Origin of the sequence: Lentzea sp. NBRC 102530 (assembly GCF_030269365.1) — a bacterium.
Taxonomy (GTDB): Bacteria; Actinomycetota; Actinomycetes; order Mycobacteriales; family Pseudonocardiaceae; genus Lentzea.
Genome location: NZ_BSTF01000009.1, coordinates 77,258 through 96,402 on the forward strand (window position 1 = coordinate 77,258; position 19,145 = coordinate 96,402).

The window sequence follows — 19,145 nt, forward strand, 5'->3', positions numbered from 1 at the left end:
AGCGTAGTACCGATGATCACCCGGTGCTGTCGGTCTGCTCCGGTTTCGGTGCGGGCTTCGGCCGCGGCCGCAGCGTCACGGCGCCGCTCGTGAGGTCGAGCGGACCGGCCTCCTCGTAGTCCTCGCCGGTGCCCGCGTCCGTCGCCTCGCGCCGGACCTTGGGGCCCGGGAACAACTCACCCAACTGTCCCATGGCCCCGACACTACCCTCAGAACAACGCGATGAGCAGCACGATCACGGCGATCGCGATCGCGACGAGGATCCACTTCGAACCGGCGGGCCTGCGGTAGTGGCTGCGGACCGTGGTGGAACCGAACCAGCTGTAGGGGCGGCTGCGGCGGTGCTGGCGAACCCAGGGCATCTCGTCCTCCTCGAGGAAATGTCTTGTCCGCCTCCGGTTACCCGTGTTTCAACCGGTCGAGTACTCCAGCCAGACCAATTTCGGTGACTTCCGGGTCGCCGATGTCGTTGCCGTGCAGGACTTCGTGCCACGGCCCCAGCCGGTGCCAGATCAACGCCCGCTCCCGCAGCGCGGGGGTGACGCCGTAAGCCTCAGCGAGCGCGCCGGCGAACTCCGGCGGGGTCGAGTGCAGCGCCCACGCGAGGTCGATGGCCGCGTCGCCGACGTGCAGGTCGCCGAAGTCGATCACGCCGGTCAGCACGCCGTCGCGGCCCAGCACGTGTTCGGGGCCGAGGTCGCCGTGCACGAGCGTGTCGGCGGGCAGGCCGTCGAGCTTCGCCAGCAACTCCTCGCCGCCGGGCACCCGGACCTCGGCCCGGAACCGGTCGACGGGCAACGTCATCGGGCCGACACCCCGCACGGCCGCCTCACCGACGGGCGCGGCGTGCAGCGCGCGCAGGAACTCCCCCAGCTGCCGGCCCTGGAAGGCGTTGAGCGCCACCACTTCCGTGCCCGGCACCAGCTCGTGCCGCACGACGACGGGGTCCTCGGACACGACCTCCGGCACCGGCACGGGCAGCGGCAGCAACGGCGCGAGCCAGGGCATCACCACGGTCTCGCGCAGCAGCTGCGGGCCGATCTCCGCACGACGCGGCCGGCGCTGCACCCACCCGTCGACGAGGACCGCCGTGCTGTCCCAGCCCTCACCCAGATACGTCACGCGCCCAGTGTTACCCGCAACTCCCGCGCGTCGGCAGCGACTTTCCCCTGACCGCGCTCCTCGGCGGCGGCCGGCGCCTCGCGTGCCGTGTGGACGGACCCGGTCAGCTGGGCGCACACGAGCAGCGCGCGGAGGGAGGTCCATGAGGTTGTCGGTCTCGTGGATCGTGCCGAGCACCTCGCCGACGAGCTCGACGGACGCGGTGGCGCGGGCGAGCAGGGTCGACGCGGTGATCACGCCCGGTCCGTAGCCGAATCTCGCGACCCAGTTCGACGGCCTCCTCCGCGGGCCGGCGGGCTGCCCAGGAGTCCTGTCCGACCCGATGACGAAGGCCCCCAACCCGCATAGTTGAGCGAGCCAGACTCAACTTTTAAAGCGCACGCGGGGACCTTTCGTTTGAGTGGAGCGAACGCGAGGCCCCGCGTGCCGAAAGCAGCAGCGCGCGGGGAGCGTTCGCGGGCACGTCCGGGAACCAGGACCGAGCCGGCCGGCAACGGGGCTTCCGGCCAGGCGCTCAGGACGCCGGCCCGCGCCTGACGGCGGACGGGATTCCCGGACACGATCTGGGCCCGTCCCGGAGAGACCGGGCAGAATCAACCGGATGTCCGCCACGGTGTCCTCGAAGCTGCTGTCGCTGCTCGGCACGTTCGACAGCAGGCACCGCCGCCAGACGCTGAGCGGCATCGCCCGGCGGTGCGGCCTGCCGATCAGCACCACGCACCGGCTGCTGGCCGAGCTCACCGAGTGGGGCGCGGTGCGGCGGCTCGACTCCGGCGAGTACGTGATCGGGAGGCGGATCTGGCGGCTCGGCCTGCTCGCCGCGGGCGAGGTGGACCTGAGCCGGGTCGCGGAGCCGTTCCTGCACGACATCCACGCCGCCACTCGCGCGGTGGTGCACCTGGCCGTGCGCGAAGGGACGGAGGTGCTGTACCTCGACCGCGTGTCGGGGCACGCGTCGGTACCGATCGTGAGCAGCACCGGCAGCCGGTTGCCGTTGCACTCCACCGGCGTCGGGAAGGTGTTGCTCGCGCACGCCCCGGCGGAGGTGCAGGAGGAGGTGCTCGCGCACGGCCTGACGCGCATCACGGCGTTCACGGTCACCGAGCCGGGACGCATGCGCGCGCAGCTGCACCGGATCCGCCGCGACGGGTACGCGCAGACGTTCGAGGAGATGACGCTCGGGGCGTGCAGCGTGGCGGTGCCGGTCGAGGTCGAGGGGCACGTCGTGGCGGCGCTCGGGATCGTGGTGCCGGACCTGCGCAACGTCCGCGCCCGGCTGGTCGCGGCACTGCAGGTGGCGTCGCGCGGCATCGCCCGGATGCTGGAGCCCAGTTTCCATCCACCGGAAGCCGGGGTTGGCTGAGCAGCCCCGGGCCCGCTTGAATCCGTGCCGTGGCAAGCGAAACTCGTGAGCTCTTCATCGGCGGCGACAGCGTTCCGGCGCTGGACGGCCGCACCACCGACGACCTCAACCCCTTCACCGGCGAGGTCCACGCCGTCGTCGCCGCGGGCGGCCCCGCCGACGTCACGCGGGCCGTCGACGCGGCTCAGGCGGCTTTCGACGGCTGGGCCGCGACCCCGCCGTCGGTGAAACGCGGCATCCTGCTGCGCGCCGCCGACGGGCTGGAGGCGCGGACGGCCGAGGTCGTCGCGCTCATGGCCGCCGAGGTCGGTGGTGTCGGCGGCTGGGCCGGGTTCAACGTGATGCTCGCGGCCAGCGTGCTGCGCGAGGCGGCCGCCGCCGTCACCCAGCCGATCGGCGAGGTGCTCACGACCGAGGTGCCGGGCCAGCTGTCGCTGGCGGTCCGGGAACCGCTCGGGGTCGTGGCGGCGTTCGCGCCGTGGAACGCGCCGGTCATCCTCAGCACCCGTGCCGTGGCCGCGCCTCTCGCCGCCGGCAACACCGTGGTCCTGAAGCCCAGCGAGGACGCGCCGATCGCGGCCGGGCTGCTGATCGCGGACGTCCTGCACGAGGCCGGCCTGCCCGCCGGGGTGCTCAACGTCGTGACCAACGCGCCGGCCGACGCCGCCGCGGTGGCCGAGGCGCTGATCACCGACCCGCGGGTGCGGGCGGTCAACTTCACCGGATCCACCGAGGTCGGGCGGATCGTCGGAACCCTGGCGGCGCAGCACCTCAAGCCCGCCGTGCTGGAGCTCGGCGGCAAGAACTCGTTGCTGGTGCTGGACGACGCCGACCTCGACCACGCGGTGGACGCGGCGACGTTCGGCTCGTTCCACAACGCCGGGCAGATCTGCATGTCGACCGACCGCATCCTGGTGCACCGCTCCGTGGCCGAGGAGTTCACCGCGAAGCTCGCGGCCAAGGTGTCCTCGCTGCCGCACGGCGATCCGGCCGACCCCGGCACCGTGATCGGCCCGGTGATCACCCCGCGGGCGGCGGCGCGGGTCGCCGCGCTGGTGGACGAGGCCGTGTCCGAGGGCGCTCGCGTGCGGGCCGGGGGCGACGGCGGCGCGACCGTGCTGGACGAGGTCACGCCTTCGATGCGGGTGTTCCGCGACGAGATCTTCGGACCGGCCGTGGTGGTCGTTCCCGTGGCCGACGACGACGAGGCCGTGGCGATCGCCAACGACACCGAGCACGGGCTGACCGCCGGGATCCTGACCGAGGACGCACGACGCGGACTCGGTCTCGCGCAACGGATCCGGACCGGCATCGTGCACGTCGGCAACCAGACGGTGGACGACGAGCCGCAGGCGCCGTTCGGTGGCGTGAAGGCCAGTGGGTACGGCAGGTTCGGCGGGCGCTGGGGGCTGGAGGCGTTCTCGGCGACCCGGTGGGTGACCGTGGCGAGCGAGCACGGCCACTTCCCGTTCTAGCGGCTCAGCGGGAGCGTTGTGGGCGGCCGCTGCTCCCGCTCACCCCGTCAGTCCCGCCTCGTGAGCCACGATGGCCGCCTGGACCCGGTTCTCCGCGCCCAGGCGGCCCAGGATGGCGCTCACGTGCCCCTTCACCGTGCCCTCGACGAGGTCGAGGCGCCGGGCGATCTGCGCGTTCGACAGGCCCTGGCCGAGGAGCTCGAGCACGTCGCGTTCCCGTGCGGTCAACCCGTCGACCTGGGTGCGCGCGCGGCTGGTCCGGCCGCCCCGGAAGCTGGTGATCATCCGGGCCGCCACCTTCGGCGCGAGGTAGGCGCCGCCGGACGCGAGCGCGTGCACGCCCGCGATCAACTCGCGCGGGTCGCCCGACTTGAGCAGGAACCCCTTCGCGCCGCCGTCGAGTGCGCGTTCCAGGTAGCCGTCGTCGTTGAACGTCGTCAGGATCGCCACCGCGAAGCCGAGCCTCGCGAGTTCCGCGGCGGCGTCCAGGCCGTCGAGGCGGGGCATCCGGACGTCGAGCAAAGTCACGTCGGGACGGTGCTTGAGAGCCTTGGCCACGGCGTCGCGGCCGTCCTCCGCCTCGGCGACGACCTCGATGGCGGGGTCGGCGCCGAGGATGGCGCGCACGCCCGCGCGCACCATCGCCTCGTCGTCCGCGAGCAGCACCCGGATCATCGCGACCCCGCGTGCGGCACCGTCGCCACCAGCTCGAACCTGCCGTCGCGCCGGCCGGCCCGCAGCGTCCCGCCCGCGATCCGCACCCGTTCGCCCAGCGCCACGAGGCCGAGTCTGCTGCCCGGTCCCCTGCGCCCGCCCGCGTCGTTGCTCATCTCGACGACCGTACTGCCGTCGGCCGACGTCACCCTGATCCGGACCCCGGACCGCGGCGCGTGCTTGGCCGCGTTCGTCAGTCCTTCCTGGACGATCCGATGCACGGTGCGCTCCACTGTCGAGGGCAGGTCGCCGTCGGCGGTGAACTCGACGCTCAGGCCCGCCTCCCTCGCCCGCTCGACCAGGTCGCGCAGGCTCGTGAGCGCGGCCGGTTCGCCGTCGCGCAACAGGAACACCAGTTCCGCCAACCGTTCCGTGGCTTGGGACGCCGTCTCGCGCAGCTGGGCAGCCGCCCGCTGGTGCTCGGGCGGCACCGTCATCTCCAGCGCGCCCGCCTGCAACGCGAGCAGGCTGAGCTCGTGGCCGAGCGAGTCGTGCGCCTCGTGCGCGATGCGGGTGCGTTCGCGCAGGTGAGCGGCCTCGACCTCGGCCCTGGCGAGCGCGGCCTGCTGGTACCCGGTCCGCCCGAGGAACCACGGCACCGCCACCGTCACCCCCACCAGCACGACCCCGGTCACCCCGCCTGCCGCGCCACCCACGAACACCAGGGCCGGCCAGCGGGACGCGGTGCGGCGCCCGAGCAGGAACGAGATCCCGAACAACGGCAACCACACCGCCGCCGTCCACGGCGGCACACCGCTGTCCATCGCGAACGAGGTCGCGACCGCCGCCGCCACGCACCCGGCGAGCGCCGCCGTCCTCACCGCCTCCACCGCACCACCGCCACGCTCAGGTTCATCACGCTCGACACGCCCAACCACACCACAAGAGGCAGCGAGTAGTGCATCAGTTGGCCGAACGTGATGTCGCGCCCGCCGTACAGCACGCCGATGGTCGTCGTCATCGTGGCCAGTGCCGCGAGCGGCACGAACCTCAGCACCTGCCACGCCTGGTGGAACCTGCGCGGCCGCCGCAACGCCCGCACGCCGAGTCCGATCGACAGGAGCGTGAGCCCCGCCGGCACGAGGTCGATCAGCAGCCGGTACGACTCGGGCTCCGGCGGCGTCCGGCCCGCGACGACGTCCGCGATCCCGTTCTCCAGCAGGGAGGTGCCGTCGTTGCCGAGCGTCAGCCCGCTGTTGGACAGCACCGCGATGCCGTACCCGTCCTTCGTGAGCAGCTGCCCCGCCGTGCCGGTGAACCAGATCCCGTTGTGCCGCAACCGTCCCTGGTCGTCAGCCACCCAGCCCATGCCCTCCTGCGGCTTGAGCCCGGGTTGCGCGGCCAGCCACTTCGCCATGTCGTCGCCCGTGGTGATCACACCGTCCGAACCCGCGACGAACCGGTCGGGTTCGGTGAGCGGGACGTCGAACCCGTAGGCGTACCCGAACCCCTTGGGGTAGTCCGGCGGCAGATCGCGCGGCGTCACGTCGATCGCGGTGGTGTCGCGCATGCCGAGCGGTTCGAAGACGTGTTTCTCCAGGTATGCGTTGAAGTTCTCGCCCGACGCTTCCTCGACCACGCGCGCCAGCAGGTGGTAGTTCGTGTTGGTGTAGCGGAACTGGCCGTCCGGCACGGTGGTGCGAAGTACTTCTTTCGCCCGTGTCACGGCCTCTTGCGGACTGTTCGGCTGCGGGAGGCTCTTCTCCTGCAACGTCCTGTCGCTGAGGCCGGACTTGTGGTTGAGCAGGTTCCGCGTCGTGACCTTCGAGCCGAACACCTGCCGGTCCAGGTCGAGCTTGCCCGCGTCGGCGAGTTGCCGGACCGCCAGCGCGGTGAAGGACTTGCTGACGGACGCGATCGCCATCTTGGTCCTGCCCGTGATCGGCGCGCCGGTCGAGTCGTGGCCGAAGCCCTGCACGGAGACGACCTGGTCGTCCTTGGTGATGGCGACGGCCATTCCCGGTATCGAGGCCTCGCCCATGTACGTGGTCACCAGCAGCGTGAGCGCTGCACCCCAGGAGATCATGCAGATGACCGTAGGAAGGTCGTGGCCGCGAAACCCGACCCGAAGGACGGGGCCGACCCCTGACCAAAGTCAGGGATCATGGGTGGCGTGACCGACGAGAAGTGGGTGGCGAAGCACTGGCTGAACGTGCCGGGCCCGTTCTACACCGGGCTGACCGACAACTGCTGGACCGGACGGCTGGTGGCACCCCGGCACGTCCTGTACGGCGGCGAGCACCGCAACGAGTTCGTCTACCGCCAGCCCAAGACCCCGGACGAGGTCGAGAACGTCTGGCGGGCCGCCGACGACGACCCGTTGGACGGTTACGCGGACGACGGCGACGAGCGGTGGACGCCGGAAGCCGTCCGCGCCTGGTGGCACGACCGCGACAAGGTCGTCGAGCACGTCACCGAGCTGATCGCGGAGTGGTCGACGCAGTCACACCCCGAGCGGGTCGACGCCGCGCAGGGCGGCCGTGACTTCCTCGCCTACCTCGCGGGCGACCTCGAAGCCGACCTCCGCGCGTACGTCTTCCGCCTCGACCACGGCCGTGACCCCGCGCCGGGCGACGTGCTCCCGGCCCTCTGAACGCGCCGATGCCCCCGGCCACACCGGCCGGGGGCATCGCACAACGGAACCTCAGTGGCCCGCGGCCATCTCCGCCGCCAGCCGGTCGTCCCCGCTCGTCTCCTTGAGCGGCTTCTCCTTGATGAACACCACCGCGAGCAGCGCGAGCACCGCGAACGGCGCGCCCACCAGGAAGATCTCCGCGGTCGCCGTCGCGTAGATGTCGGCGATCACGGCCCGGACCTCGGGCGGCAGCACCGACAGGTCCGGCACCTGGTGCCCGGCCGAGCCACCGCCCATGTCACCGAACTTCTCGGCGGCCAGCGACGAGACCTTGTTGGCCAGCACCGCGCCCAGCGCCGAGACGCCGATCGCGCCACCCAGCGAACGGAAGAACGTCAACGTCGACGTGGTCGCACCGAGATCGCGGGCCGGCACGTCGTTCTGCGCCGCCAGGACGAGGTTCTGCATCAGCAGACCGACGCCGACGCCGAGCACGAACATGTGCACGGACACCATGAACACGGTGGTCTGGGCGGTGATCGTGGACAGCAGCAGCATGCCGCCGACCATGATGACGCCGCCGGAGACCAGGAACGCCTTCCACTTGCCGAACTTCGTGATCAGCTGACCGGCCACGGTGGACGAGATCAGCAGACCGAAGATCAGCGGCAGGCCCAGCAGACCGGCCTGGGTCGGCGTCTTGCCCAGCGAGAGCTGGAAGTACTGCGACAGGAACACCGTGCCACCGAACATCGCCACACCCACCAGGGCGCTGGCGATCGTGGTCAGCGACACCGTGCGGTTGCGGAAGATCGACAGCGGCACGATCGGGTCGTGGGCGGTGGCCTCGACGCGGACGGCGGCCACCAGCAGCAGCACGCCCAGCGACACGAGACCCGCGGTCCAGCCCGAGGCCCACTCGAACTTCTGGCCCGCCAGCGACGACCAGATCAGCAGCGTGGAGACACCGGACACGATCAGGAACGCGCCCAGGTAGTCGATCTTCGTGTCCTCCTTGCGCACCACCGGGAGGTTCAGGGTGCGCTGGAGGATGAAGATCGCGGCCAGGGTGAACGGGATGCCGATGAAGAAGCACCAGCGCCAGCCGAGCCACGAGGTGTCGACCAGGACACCGCCGATCAGCGGGCCCGCGACCGTGCCGACGCCGAAGACGGCGCCGAACAGGCCCGAGTACTTGCCCAGCTCGCGCGGCGGGATCATGGCGGCCATCACGATCGTCGCGAGGGCCGTGACGCCGCCGGCGCCCAGGCCCTGCACGACGCGGCTGACGATGAGCATCTCGATGTTCTGCGAGAAGCCCGCGATCAGCGAGCCGACGACGAACAGGCTGAGCGACGCCTGGATCAGCAGCTTGCGGCTGTACAGGTCGGCGAGCTTGCCCCACAACGGCACGGTGGCGGTCATCGCGAGCAGCTCGGTCGTGACGATCCACGCGAACACCGACTGCGAGCCCTGCAGCTCGGCGACGATGCGCGGCAGCGCGTTCGACACGACGGTGCCCGCGAGGATGGCGACGAACATGCCCATCATCAGGCCCCACATGGCCTGGACGACATCGCGTTTGCTGTGAACCGGTGTCACTTCTGCTTCGGTGCTCATGATCCCCCTTCTTCAACGACGTGGTGCGTGAGCCAGTCCGGTGCCGAACGCGTCGAACGCCTCCGCGACGAGAACCCCCAGCGAGAGGCTGTCGTCGTCGGCCCAGCGCGTCACCGCGCAGCGGAACGCGGCGCTGCCGGCGGCGACGACCAGCCGCGGGTACAGGTCGGACTCGGCGAGTCCGGCCCTGGCCGCCACGGCGTTCGCGAGCAGCTGCTCGGACTCGGCGCTGCTGGCGAACGCGCGGACCAGCAGGTCCGGCCGCTGCATCAGGACTTCCTTGCGCAGCAGCCACAGGTCGCGTGCGTTGTTCAGCTCCTCGGTGATCTCGGCGAGCACCGACGACCGGTACGCCTCGAACGGCGGGACCTCGTCCGCGGCCGACGTGATGCGCTCGGCCATCCGCGGGCCCGCCTCGGGGTCCGCGCCGATGAGCGCCTCGTCCTTGCTCGCGAAGTAGTTGAAGAACGTCCGCACCGACACGTCGGCCTCGGCGGCGATCTCCTCCACGGTGACGTGGTCGTAGCCCCTCTCGGCGGCGAGACGCACGGTCGCTCGCTCGAGCGCGGCACGCGTCCGTCGCTTCTTGCGGTCGCGCAGGCTCTCCCCCGGCTGGTTCACGGAGGCAACGATACGGACCTTTTTGCAGTCACTGCAAGTTTGCAGTGTGTGAACTGAGACTCGCTGTCCGTAGCTATGACCAGGGCGTATCGGGCTTCGCCTGGAGCTCGCCGTCGAGGAAGAGGTCGACCTTCTCGCTGAAGAAGCAGGCCATGCCGGCGACTTTCTGACTCTCCGGCAGCGGCGACCGGTAGATCCACACCAGGTCGTCGTGCACGACCCCGCCGACCTCGACGGACCAGTAGCCGGCGGTGCCCTTGTACGGGCACCGCGTCTGCGTCGCGGAAGGCCTCAGCAGATCGAACCGGACGTCGCTCAACGGCAGGTAGTAGCGCGGTGGAAGGCTCGTCTCGAACAGGATCCGCGGTTGCGAGGAGGCCGCCAGCGTCACCCCGTCCAACGCCACCCGCACGTGCCGTGAGCTGGCCAGGACGTCGACGCGCTTGTACGGGTCGCGCGGGTGGACGTAGATCGGCTCGTCCTCCTCGAGCCACTCGTCCATCGCCGCGAAGTCGAACCGGACCAGGTCGCGCAGGTCGTCGGAGTCCGAGAACGTCTTCGCGGCTCCCGCGGCCGTTCCACCCCGCGTGACGACGTCGTGGACGCCGGGCTCCACCGTCGGCTTCAGCTCCGCGCGCACGGACGCCAGTGGCACGTAGTACTGCGGGTAGTGCGGGACCTCCCACACCAGGCGCGGCTCGGTCGTGTCCGCGACCAGCTCGCCGCCGAAGTACGCGCGGACCCGTTTCGCCGAAAGCTCCACCCTCAAGTCGCCCATGTCACATACGAACACGAGACCGGTGCGAGTGCTTCCCGATCAGGCGTTGCCGTCGAAGAGGCTCGTCACCGAGCCGTCCTCGAACACCTCCTGGATCGCCCGCGCGAGCAACGGCGCGATGCTCAGCACCGTGAGCCCCGGGAAGCGCTTCTCGGCCGGGATCGGCAACGTGTCGGTGAGGATCACCTCGCGTGCCTTGCTCGCGATCAGCCGCTCGTAGGCGTCGCCGGACAGCAGGCCGTGCGTGGCCACGAGGATCACGTCCTTGGCGCCCTGCTCGAGCAGCTGGCGCGCGGCCGACGTGCTCGTCATCGCCGTGTCGATCATGTCGTCGACCACGACGCACGTGCGGCCCTCGACGTCGCCGACCACGCGGTTGGCCATGACCTCGTTGGGGCGCAACGGGTCGCGAGTCTTGTGGATGAACGCGATCGGGCAGCCGCCGAGCAGGTCGGCCCACTTCTCGGCGAGCCGGGTGCGGCCGGCGTCCGGGGAGACGATCGTGAGGTCCTCGTCCCGGTAGCGGTTGCCGACGTGGTCGCACAGCAGCCACATCGCGTGCAGGTGGTCGACCGGGCCGTCGAAGAAACCCTGCGCCTGGGCGGTGTGCAGGTCGACCGTCACGATCCGGTCCGCGCCCGCCGTCTTGAACATGTCCGCGACCAGCCGCGCCGACACCGGTTCACGTCCGGCGTACTTGCGGTCCTGCCGAGCGTAGGGGTACGACGGCACCACGGCCGTGATGCGCTTGGCCGAGGCGCGCTTGAGCGCGTCGACCATCAGCAGCTGTTCCATCAACCAGTCGTTGATCGGCGCGCTGTGGCTCTGCATGACGAACGCGTCCGCGCCGCGCACCGACTCCTCGAACCGGACGAAGATCTCGCCGTTCGCGAAGTCGTAGGCGGCCTGCGGGGTGATCGACACGCCCAGGTCCGCGGCCACCGCCTCGGCGAGTTCCGGGTGGGCTCTGCCGGTGAGGAGGATGAGCTGTCGCTTGGCCACTCCCGGCTTGCCGCTGACCATCTCCACGCTCCACGCTCGTCCGAACCCGCCCCCGATCGTTCAGCATCTCGTCGCCGTCCCGCAATCCACGCGTCCGACCGCTGAGATTCCACGTCGCTGAGCAATTCGAGTTAACCCGATCGAGGGCACCCACAGGGGTTCTAATACCAGGGAAGGACCTGCACGCTCGGTATAGATCGGGCGAATCGTATTCACCTCTTGGGGTAGAGCCAGTGTGATTTCTTGATCAGCGTCCTTGAAGGGTCAATGACCCTCCCTACGCTCCCCTCCATGCCAGAAAACCAGGACACACCTGGAACAACGACGCAAGCGCCGCCGACGAGCCCGATCGTGATGAGCACGCCCATCCACGACCAGCTCGCCGACAGCCTCGGAGTGCGCCAGAAGCACCGGCGGCCGGACTGACCACCCGGGACCCGGTCGCGACTTTCGGCGGTCGACGCGGCAGGCGGTGAGCCGATAGGAAGATCCCCTCCGCGGACGAGAGGGGAGCTTGTCGATGCGTTTCACCGTGCTGGCCGCCGCGGCCGCGCTCATGATCACCGGCACGCCTGCCGTGCAGGCGTCGGGCGACGTGGCCGTACCGCGCATCAACTGGGCCTCGTGCGGCCCGGAGAACCCCGGTTTCGAGTGCGCCTCCGTGAAGGTGCCGCTCGATCACGACGAACCGCGTGGCGCGACGACGACGGTCGCGTTGGCGCGCAAACCGGCCACGGACAAGGCGCGCCGGATCGGGTCGCTGCTCCTGAACCCCGGTGGACCCGGCGGTTCCGGGGTGAACTTCGCGCTCGGCGCGGGCGACAGGCTGTCGGCGAACCTGCAGGGCCGCTTCGACATCGTCGGGTTCGACCCGCGCGGCGTCGGGAAGTCGGACCCGCTGCACTGCTTCGCGAGCGAGGCCGACCTGGACGAGTTCTTCGAAGGCGTCCCCGGCTTCCCTTACCGGGCCGCGCAGGAACGGCCGTTCTACGACCGCTACCGCTCGCTCGGCCCCGAGTGCCGCGACGACCAGCGCATCGCGAAGCACATGAGCACCGCGGACGTGGCCCGCGATCTCGACCTGCTGCGCCGCGCGGTCGGTGACCGCAAGCTCAACTACCTGGGCTTCTCCTACGGCTCGTTCCTCGGCGCGACCTACGCGAACCTCTTCCCGGACAACATCCGCGCGCTCGTGGTCGACGGCGTGCTGAACCCCGAGCTGTGGTCGAGCGGCCGCCAGATCGAGTCGGACCGCATCGCCACCAAGGAGGAGTTCCGCGAGTTCCTGCGCACCTGCGACGAGGCGCGGTGCGTCTTCGGGCCGAAGTCCGAACAGCGCTGGGACGCGTTGCTGAAGTCGGTGCGCGCCAAGCCGATCCAGCTCGGTGACGAGCTCTACACCTACGACGCCGTGATCGGTGCCGCGGTCGGCGCGATGTACTCGCCGTCCGACTGGCCCGACGCCGCCGCGTTGTTCGACCAACTGTCGGACGCGGCGGGCTCGCTCTCCGCTGCGGCGGAGGCGGACTACCCGAACGGTTTCGACTCCTACAACGGCAACGCGTGCGCGGACATCGAGTTCCCGCGCGCGTTCGAGTCGTACCAGACCGTTTCCCGTTACGCGGCAAGGGGTTCCGAGTTCGGCCCGTACTGGTGGTGGGGCAACGCCGCGTGCGCGAACTGGCCCGTCAACGAGGACCGCTACGCCGGGCCGTGGCGGACCCGCACCAACGCACCGGTTCTCGTGGTGGGCAACCACTTCGACGGCGTGACGGACTTCCGGGGCGCGCAGGCCGTGAACCGGCAGATCGCCGGCAGCCGGTTGCTCGCGTACGCAGGATGGGGACACACGGCGTACGGCGTGAGCCAGTGCGCCACGGACCACACCAACGCCTACCTGCTGGAGGGCAAGCTGCCCGCCGTGGGGACGGTGTGCCCGGCGAACCCGAACCCGTTCCTGCCGTCCGTGGCGGCGGCGGAGCCGTTGTTCAAGCCGACCCGGAGGTAGACGGCAGCGACTCAACCGCTGCGCGGGCCGGCCCTGGAGGTGGACGGCGGGCCGGGTCACGCCGGAGCCGACCCAGAGGTGGGCGGTAGGCCGGGTCACGCCGGGTCAGCCCCGGCGTTCCGCCCCGCTCGCCAGTTCCTGAGCCAGTTCGACGGCGGCCCGAGCGGGGTCGTCGCCGAACCTGCTCCCGAACGCGTCGTGCACCCGCCACCCCGCGTGGCCGAGCGCACGCCAGCGCGCGAGGTGCGCCTGCACCCCGGCCGGGTGCGGGCGCGTCTCCACGGCGACGGCGTCCTCCTTCTCCCCCACCACGAGGTCGACCCGCCACCGCCCCACCGGGTAGCCCGTGCGCACGGTCAGGCCCGCCGTCCGCAGTTCCCGCGCCAGGCTCGCCGTCCAGGCGTCCCCCGGCTCCTCACCGGCGGTCTCGGTCGGCGCGACGTCGGCGTGCCGCAGGTACTCGCCGACCAGGCCGGGCGGCTCGGCCACCGATGTGATCACGTGCACCTGGCGGCGGGCCCTGGTCGTGAGCACGGCGAGCAGGTTGCGGTCGTTCACGAACCGCCACGCGCCCGGCTTGGCATCGGCGGCGAGGCTGATCACGACCTCGTCGAACTCGCTGCCCTGCACCCCGTGCACGGTGCCCGCGCGGACGCCGCCGGTGGTGATCTCGTCCAGCGAGAGCTCGCTGAGCAGAGCTTCTTCCACGGCGTCGGCCTGGGCGCGGAACGGGGTGACGACGCCGATCGACCGCACGCCCGCGGCGATCCGCTTGCGGACGTGGGCGAGCACCGCCTCCACCTCGGCCTGGTTGGCCCCCTTGGTGGTGCGCTCGCCGGGGACGCGTTCGGTGTCGATGCAGTCGACGTCCGCGATCGACGGGTGCGTGGTCAGCAGCGCGATCCGGCCGTCGTAGAACCGGGTCGCGGCGAACCCGATCAGGTGTGGCGCGCAGCGGTGGTGCTCGTCGAGCCAGTGCACGCCCGCCGTGGCCGCGCCCGCGTCGAACAGGCTCACCTTCGGCACGTCCAGGCGGTCGCGCAGGGCCTGCGTGCCCTCGGCGTCGACGGCGGCCTGCACGGCCTGGTCGCTGACGAACGACACGTGCCGCAGCTGGCGGGGGTCACCGCCGATGACCGCAGACCGCCCGCGCAGCAACGTCGGCGCGGCGAGCGGCTGGTCGACGTGGCTCGCCTCGTCGATGATCACCAGGTCGAACATGCCGGGTACGGGCGGCAGGATGTCCTCGACGTCGGCCAGCGTGCCGACCCACAACGGCAGTGCCGCCGCCAGGTCCGCGCTGTCGATCTCGGCGAGTCCGCGCCTGCGGGCGGCCCGGCCGGAGCGCAACGCCTTCGCGAGCGCCGCCACCGCCCGCCGTGCGCCCGCTCCCCTGCGGCTGACCGAGAACTCCTTGAGCCACGCGGCCGTCGCGGCCCTGCTCTGCGCGTCGCTCTCCGCCAGCAACGGCCGTAGCTCGCCGAACGTCGTGCCGACGGTCGCTACGCGGACGGCGGCCGCGCTCTGCTCCGCCGCCTCCACCGCCGCCACGAGGTCCGCGGTGGACACCTCGCCCGCGCCGGTGAGCTTGCGGGCCCTGCCCACCGCCCAGCTCGTCCGGAGTCCACTGAGGAATCCGGTGCGCGGCGTCAGAAGCCCGTGCAGTTGAACGAAGTCGACGTCCGCTTCGAACGCCCGGGGTGCCACGGTCCGGTGGCCCGGCATCAACGCCTGGTGCCTGCGCGCTTCGGCGGCCAGCCGCTCGTCGGTGAGCGTGGCGTCGGCCGTGCGTTCGATGCGGGCGACGGCGGCCGCCGCTCTGGCGCGCCGCTGGTCGAGGTCGGCGAGCTTGCCGGGATCGCTCGTGGCGGTCAGCCCGTCGCTGAGCTCGCGGGCCATCTCCTGCCGCAGTTCGGAGTCGCCGAACAGCACCGGCACCGGCCCGCCCGCCCTCCGCAGGGCCGCGCCGAGCACGTCGGCGGCGTTGCGGGTGCGGCTCGCCAGCAGCACGGACTTCCCGGCCGCCACGGCGTCGAGCGCCAGCGCGGCGAGCGTGTGCGTCTTGCCCGCGCCGGGAGGACCGCCCACGACCGTGATCCGCGCCCGCCGCGAGTGCTCGACGGCGCGCAGCTGGCTGTGGCTGAGCGGCAACGCCGAACTGATCGGCTCGTCGTGCTCGTCCGGTTCGCTGACGGCCCCGTACAGCGCCGCGAACGCCGTGCCGTCGAGGCCCTTCTTGCCCGACCAGTCGAACAACGCCGTGCCGTGCTCGGTCTTCACGACGGGCTCACCGGCGTGCAGCCCCGCGCCGATGGCGACCTTGAGCTCGCTGCCGGAGATCAACGCCTTGGGGTCGTCGTGCACGATCGGCACGTCCCCGAACCCGGCCAGCTCGAGCGTCCTGGTGATCCACTGCTCGGTCGGCGCGAGCGCAGCCTCCCGTTCGGCCGCCTGCCCCCAGTCGTCGATCAGCGGGAACACCCCGGCGTCACCGGCGACGTGGAAGGCGTAGCCGAGCCCGAGCCCGTGGTGCAGCCGCACCGGCCGCGACACCAGCGGCAGGCACACGCGCCGCCGTTGCCCGCCGATCTGCGCGGGCCCGGCGAGGAACGCCCAGCCCAGCCGCAGCAGCCGGTCCTCCTGGTGCAACGCGTCGTACGCGGCCAGGTGCGCGACCTCGGCCCTGGCCTGCTTCGGCGCGGTCCACGACACCGGCGTCCAGTGCGGCCCCTCCTGCACCAGCGTGATCGCCCGCCACGACGGCTCGTGGTCGCCGAGCCACAGCAGCCCCGCCGTCTTGCTGAGGTCGAGCTGGAGCTTCTGCGGCTGCTCGGCCGCGCTCAGGCGGGCGAGGGTGCGCAGGACGGCCGAGGGGTTCACGCGCGACATCGTGCCATCCGGGCCGGTAGCTTCGTCGGCCGTGGAGGACGTTCCCGCCGGACTGGCCGACGAGGAACTGCGCGCCGGGCTCGCGCGGTTCGGCGTCACCGGCACGCCCGTGCACGCCCCGCTCGGCTTCGGCGACCACCACTGGACGGTGGGCGACCACTTCACGTCCGTCGCCGATCTGACGACCAAGTCCCTGGCCGGTCTGCGGCAGGCGATGGAGACGGCCGCGAGTCTGCGCCACCTGCCGTTCGTCGTGGCACCGCTGCGCGCCGGCGACGGTTCCGCGGTGGTGCTGCTCAACGACCGGTACGCGTTGAGCGTTTTCCCTTTCGTGCGAGGAGAAGCCGGAACGTTCGGCGATCCTCTCCCGGACGGGATCGACGAGCTGCTGGCCGCCCTGCACGCCACCGAGCCACCACCGCACACCCCGGTCGCCGCCCTCGACCTGCCGGGACGGGCCGCGCTGGCGGCGTTGCTCGACGACCCCGGCGAGTGGTTCTCCGCTGCGGCAAGGGAAGTCTTCGTCGCGCACGCCGGCAGGATCAGGGCCGCGCTGACCGAACTGGACCGGCTCGCCACCGCACTGCCGGACGCACGCGTGCTCACCCACGGCGAACCGCACGCGGGCAACGTGATCAGCACCCCGGACGGCCTCGTGCTGGTCGACTGGGACACGGTCGGCCTCGCCCCGCCGGAACGCGACCTGTGGCTCGCGGGCGGCCAGAGCTCGTTCTACGCCTTGCGCTGGAGACTCGACGACATCGCCCAGTTCAGCGAGAAGCTCCGCGCCCCGCACGAACGGTCGCGGGACGCGGAGCTCTCGTTGCACTACCTCACCACGACACTGGAAGCCCTCTAGGCGTCCGGCCAGAAGCCCTGTCGCCAGCCGCTCGCTCCTGGTCCCCGCGAACGCTCCCCCGCACGCGCTGCGCGTGCACTCCCATAGTTGAGTCTGACTCACTCAACTATGGGGTTCGGGCTTGGGCATCGGGTCGGACAGGACTTCCGGGAAGCCCTTTAGAGCGACAGGGTCCAGGTGTCGATGGTGCCGACGTCGGCCGTGGCCGCGTCACGGACCCGGAGGGTCCAGGTGCCGTTGCGGGTCTCCGACGACAGGTTGACCGTGTAGGTCTGGTCGATGTTGTCGGCGCTGCCGCCCGAGCGGTTGTGCAGGTTGTAGGCGGAACCGTCCGGCGCCACCAGGTCCACCACGAGGTCGCCCTTGTAGGTGTGCTTGATGTGCACCTCGACCGTGCTGCTCGCCGACGCGGTGCCGGTGCAGCCGCTGAACACCACCGTGGACGTCACGGTCGCGTTGTCGCGGATCGCGACGTCGGTGCCGTTGGTCTGCGGGGCGCAGGTCGAGGAGCCGACCGTCCACGTGAACGACGTGCTGCCCGAACCACCGGCGGACGCGGTGGCGGTGGCCGTCACGGTGTACGTGCCCGCGACGGTCGCCGTGCCGGAGATGACGCCGGTCGAGGAGTTGATCGCCAGGCCGGTCGGCAGACCGGTAGCCGACCACGTGTACGGCGCGGTGCCGCCGGACGCCGACAGCGTCAGGTTCGCCGTGCCGTTCAGGGCCGTCGTCTGGTTGCCCGGGTTGGTGACCGAGACACCCGGAACGCCGCCGGCGTTGGTGCGCAGCAACAGGTTCGCCGAGTTGGCACCGGGGTTGGTGACCTTGTTCGGGGTGGCCTGGGCGAGGATCGCCGCGTGCACCTCGGCCGGGGTCTTCGCCGGGTTCGCGGCGAGGTACAGCGCCGCCGCGCCCGCGACGTGCGGGGACGCCATGGACGTGCCGCTCATCGTGGCCGTGCCGGTGTTGTTGCTGTACGACGCGGAGACGATGTTCTCACCGGGTGCGAACAGGTCGCTGCAGGTGCCGTAGGACGAGAACGACGCGCGGGCGTCGGTGCGGCCCGTCGCCATGACGTTGATCGTCTCGGTGACGCGCTGCGGCGAGTACTTGCAGCTGTCGTCGTTGAAGTTGCCCGCCGCGACGACGTACGTGACGCCGGTGCGGATCGACGCGCGGACGGCGTCGTCGAGCACGCGGCTCGGCTCGTTCGCGGTGCCGGTGTAGAGGCTCATGTTCGCGACGGCCGGCAGGACGGCGTTCGCGGTGACCCAGTCGACGCCCGCCGCCTCGGTGGCGACGGAGCCGCCGCCCTGGCAGTTGAGCACGCGGACGGCCTTGAGCTTGATCTTCTTCGCCACGCCGTACGACGAGCCGCCGATGGTGCCGGCGACGTGCGTGCCGTGGCCCTGGCAGTCCTTGCCCTGCTGGCCGTCGTTGAACGCGTCGAACCCGAACGTCGCGCGGTTGAGGAGGGGGTTGGTCGGGGAGGGGTCGAAGTCGTTGTGCAAGTAGTTGATGCCGGTGTCGATCACGTACGCCGTCACGTTCGCGGCGTCCGGGCCGTAGCTGTACTTCTGGTCGAGCGGCAGGTCCGCCTGGTCGACGCGGTCGAGACCCCACGACGGCGGGTTGAGCTGCTCACCCAGGACCTGCACGGTCCGGTCCTGCTCCACGTAGGCCACGGCCGGGTCGGCGGCGAGGCGCTTGGCCTGCTGCTTCGACAACGTGGCCGAGAAGCCCTTGAACGCGGCCTTGTACGTGAAGCCGAGCTTCGCGCCGTACTTGGTCGCGAGGTCACCGGCACGACCGGCGACCTGGGACTGGGTCAGGTCGTTCTTCAGCACCACGATGTAGTTGTCGGGAACCGCGTTGGGCGCGCTCTCGGCAACGATCGGGCCCTCGGGCTGTGCGGCCACAGCCTGGGGAAGCGCGAGCACGGTGCTGGCGACGGCGACCGCCGCCACCCCGAGCGTGCGCAGGGTGCGTTGTCTCATCACTGCTCCTCTATCGCAGGGAACCGCGTGCGACCGCGGGCCGGCCCTCGACGGCCCTACTGCGTTGCGGTCACACGCGGTTGCGAAACAGCGTTAGTCCGTTATCGGACGTGATGAGTCTT

18 protein-coding genes are annotated in these 19,145 nt (G+C 71.2%); 6 read left to right on the forward strand and 12 right to left on the reverse strand.

Annotated elements, in window-relative coordinates:
- Positions 1-16: 16 nt before the first annotated feature.
- The 3 genes from QSK25_RS24130 to QSK25_RS24140 are packed head-to-tail and all read right to left on the reverse strand — an operon-like array spanning position 17 to position 1,122.
- Positions 17-193 (reverse strand): hypothetical protein, encoded by a 177-nt coding sequence (locus tag QSK25_RS24130; protein ID WP_285641468.1) that lies wholly within the window; start codon positions 191-193, stop codon positions 17-19.
- 16 nt (positions 194-209) lie between these two features.
- Positions 210-362 (reverse strand): hypothetical protein, encoded by a 153-nt coding sequence (locus QSK25_RS24135; protein ID WP_285641469.1) that lies wholly within the window; start codon positions 360-362, stop codon positions 210-212.
- 37 nt (positions 363-399) lie between these two features.
- Entirely contained in the window at positions 400-1,122 is a 723-nt protein-coding gene (locus QSK25_RS24140; protein WP_285641470.1) for a phosphotransferase, read from the reverse strand.
- Positions 1,123-1,723: 601 nt separating this feature from the next.
- Between QSK25_RS24140 and QSK25_RS24145 the strand changes: the two genes are divergently transcribed.
- Both QSK25_RS24145 and QSK25_RS24150 read left to right on the forward strand, forming a co-directional pair.
- Positions 1,724-2,485 carry an IclR family transcriptional regulator gene (locus tag QSK25_RS24145; protein ID WP_285641472.1) on the forward strand — a complete coding sequence of 254 codons (762 nt, stop codon included), beginning with the start codon at positions 1,724-1,726 and terminating at the stop codon, positions 2,483-2,485.
- A 29-nt stretch (positions 2,486-2,514) separates the two neighbouring features.
- On the forward strand, positions 2,515-3,960 hold the full coding sequence (locus QSK25_RS24150) for an aldehyde dehydrogenase family protein (RefSeq protein WP_285641473.1): 1,446 nt from the start codon (positions 2,515-2,517) through the stop codon (positions 3,958-3,960).
- Positions 3,961-3,999: 39 nt separating this feature from the next.
- On the opposite strand, the gene QSK25_RS24155 is transcribed toward QSK25_RS24150, so the two are convergent.
- Genes QSK25_RS24155 through QSK25_RS24165 form a run of 3 tightly spaced genes read right to left on the reverse strand, consistent with a single transcriptional unit; the run spans position 4,000 to position 6,700 of the window.
- A complete protein-coding gene (locus QSK25_RS24155; protein WP_285641474.1) occupies positions 4,000-4,635 on the reverse strand; it encodes a response regulator in 636 nt (211 codons plus the stop codon).
- The gene (locus QSK25_RS24160) at positions 4,632-5,495 is read right to left on the reverse strand and encodes a sensor histidine kinase (RefSeq protein ID WP_285641475.1); all 864 of its coding nucleotides are present in this window, start codon (positions 5,493-5,495) and stop codon (positions 4,632-4,634) included. The genes QSK25_RS24155 and QSK25_RS24160 overlap by 4 nt, the downstream gene beginning before the upstream one ends.
- Positions 5,492-6,700 carry a serine hydrolase domain-containing protein gene (locus tag QSK25_RS24165; protein WP_285641476.1) on the reverse strand — a complete coding sequence of 403 codons (1,209 nt, stop codon included), beginning with the start codon at positions 6,698-6,700 and terminating at the stop codon, positions 5,492-5,494. The genes QSK25_RS24160 and QSK25_RS24165 overlap by 4 nt, the downstream gene beginning before the upstream one ends.
- 87 nt (positions 6,701-6,787) lie before the next feature.
- Here QSK25_RS24165 and QSK25_RS24170 point away from each other — a divergent pair, with 87 nt between their 5' ends.
- Positions 6,788-7,267, forward strand: coding sequence for a ferredoxin family protein (locus QSK25_RS24170; protein ID WP_285641477.1), 480 nt, complete (start codon positions 6,788-6,790; stop codon positions 7,265-7,267).
- Positions 7,268-7,318: 51 nt separating this feature from the next.
- Here the strand turns inward: QSK25_RS24170 and QSK25_RS24175 are convergent, their stop codons facing one another.
- From QSK25_RS24175 to QSK25_RS24190, 4 genes are all read right to left on the reverse strand, one after another.
- Positions 7,319-8,869: an MDR family MFS transporter gene (locus tag QSK25_RS24175; protein WP_285641479.1), complete on the reverse strand. Its 1,551-nt coding sequence runs from the start codon at positions 8,867-8,869 to the stop codon at positions 7,319-7,321.
- 12 nt (positions 8,870-8,881) lie between these two features.
- On the reverse strand, positions 8,882-9,490 hold the full coding sequence (locus tag QSK25_RS24180) for a TetR/AcrR family transcriptional regulator (protein ID WP_285641481.1): 609 nt from the start codon (positions 9,488-9,490) through the stop codon (positions 8,882-8,884).
- 73 nt (positions 9,491-9,563) lie between these two features.
- Positions 9,564-10,268, reverse strand: coding sequence for a DUF427 domain-containing protein (locus QSK25_RS24185; RefSeq protein WP_285641483.1), 705 nt, complete (start codon positions 10,266-10,268; stop codon positions 9,564-9,566).
- A gap of 39 nt (positions 10,269-10,307) precedes the next feature.
- Positions 10,308-11,291: a ribose-phosphate diphosphokinase gene (locus QSK25_RS24190; RefSeq protein ID WP_285641881.1), complete on the reverse strand. Its 984-nt coding sequence runs from the start codon at positions 11,289-11,291 to the stop codon at positions 10,308-10,310.
- 270 nt (positions 11,292-11,561) lie between these two features.
- On the opposite strand from QSK25_RS24190, the gene QSK25_RS24195 reads away from it, so the two are divergent.
- Together QSK25_RS24195 and QSK25_RS24200 are read left to right on the forward strand one after the other, a co-directional pair.
- Positions 11,562-11,696 carry a hypothetical protein gene (locus QSK25_RS24195; RefSeq protein ID WP_285641485.1) on the forward strand — a complete coding sequence of 45 codons (135 nt, stop codon included), beginning with the start codon at positions 11,562-11,564 and terminating at the stop codon, positions 11,694-11,696.
- A 94-nt stretch (positions 11,697-11,790) separates the two neighbouring features.
- Entirely contained in the window at positions 11,791-13,278 is a 1,488-nt protein-coding gene (locus tag QSK25_RS24200; protein ID WP_285641486.1) for an alpha/beta hydrolase, read from the forward strand.
- A 105-nt stretch (positions 13,279-13,383) separates the two neighbouring features.
- Here QSK25_RS24200 and QSK25_RS24205 read toward each other — a convergent pair whose 3' ends face one another.
- Complete coding sequence (locus QSK25_RS24205; RefSeq protein WP_285641487.1) at positions 13,384-16,158, reverse strand: AAA domain-containing protein; 2,775 nt, start codon at positions 16,156-16,158, stop codon at positions 13,384-13,386.
- A gap of 40 nt (positions 16,159-16,198) precedes the next feature.
- On the opposite strand from QSK25_RS24205, the gene QSK25_RS24210 reads away from it, so the two are divergent.
- Positions 16,199-17,026 carry a phosphotransferase gene (locus QSK25_RS24210; protein ID WP_285641488.1) on the forward strand — a complete coding sequence of 276 codons (828 nt, stop codon included), beginning with the start codon at positions 16,199-16,201 and terminating at the stop codon, positions 17,024-17,026.
- Between the two features lie 158 nt (positions 17,027-17,184).
- Here the strand turns inward: QSK25_RS24210 and QSK25_RS24215 are convergent, their stop codons facing one another.
- Positions 17,185-19,023, reverse strand: a complete 1,839-nt coding sequence (locus QSK25_RS24215; protein WP_285641489.1) for a S8 family peptidase — start codon at positions 19,021-19,023, stop codon at positions 17,185-17,187.
- Between the last annotated feature and the right edge of the window lie 122 nt (positions 19,024-19,145).

Excerpts from the sequence above, each read along its gene's own strand:
- QSK25_RS24130 (WP_285641468.1), bottom strand. The coding sequence starts at position 193 with ATGGGACAGTTGGGTGAGTTGTTCCCGGGCCCCAAGGTCCGGCGCGAG.
- QSK25_RS24135 (WP_285641469.1), bottom strand. The coding sequence starts at position 362 with ATGCCCTGGGTTCGCCAGCACCGCCGCAGCCGCCCCTACAGCTGGTTC.
- QSK25_RS24145 (WP_285641472.1), top strand. The coding sequence starts at position 1,724 with ATGTCCGCCACGGTGTCCTCGAAGCTGCTGTCGCTGCTCGGCACGTTC.
- QSK25_RS24155 (WP_285641474.1), bottom strand. The coding sequence starts at position 4,635 with ATGATCCGGGTGCTGCTCGCGGACGACGAGGCGATGGTGCGCGCGGGC.
- QSK25_RS24165 (WP_285641476.1), bottom strand. The coding sequence starts at position 6,700 with ATGATCTCCTGGGGTGCAGCGCTCACGCTGCTGGTGACCACGTACATG.
- QSK25_RS24175 (WP_285641479.1), bottom strand. The coding sequence starts at position 8,869 with ATGAGCACCGAAGCAGAAGTGACACCGGTTCACAGCAAACGCGATGTC.
- QSK25_RS24185 (WP_285641483.1), bottom strand. The coding sequence starts at position 10,268 with ATGGGCGACTTGAGGGTGGAGCTTTCGGCGAAACGGGTCCGCGCGTAC.
- QSK25_RS24190 (WP_285641881.1), bottom strand. The coding sequence starts at position 11,291 with ATGGTCAGCGGCAAGCCGGGAGTGGCCAAGCGACAGCTCATCCTCCTC.
- QSK25_RS24195 (WP_285641485.1), top strand. The coding sequence starts at position 11,562 with ATGCCAGAAAACCAGGACACACCTGGAACAACGACGCAAGCGCCGCCG.
- QSK25_RS24200 (WP_285641486.1), top strand. The coding sequence starts at position 11,791 with ATGCGTTTCACCGTGCTGGCCGCCGCGGCCGCGCTCATGATCACCGGC.
- QSK25_RS24215 (WP_285641489.1), bottom strand. The coding sequence starts at position 19,023 with ATGAGACAACGCACCCTGCGCACGCTCGGGGTGGCGGCGGTCGCCGTC.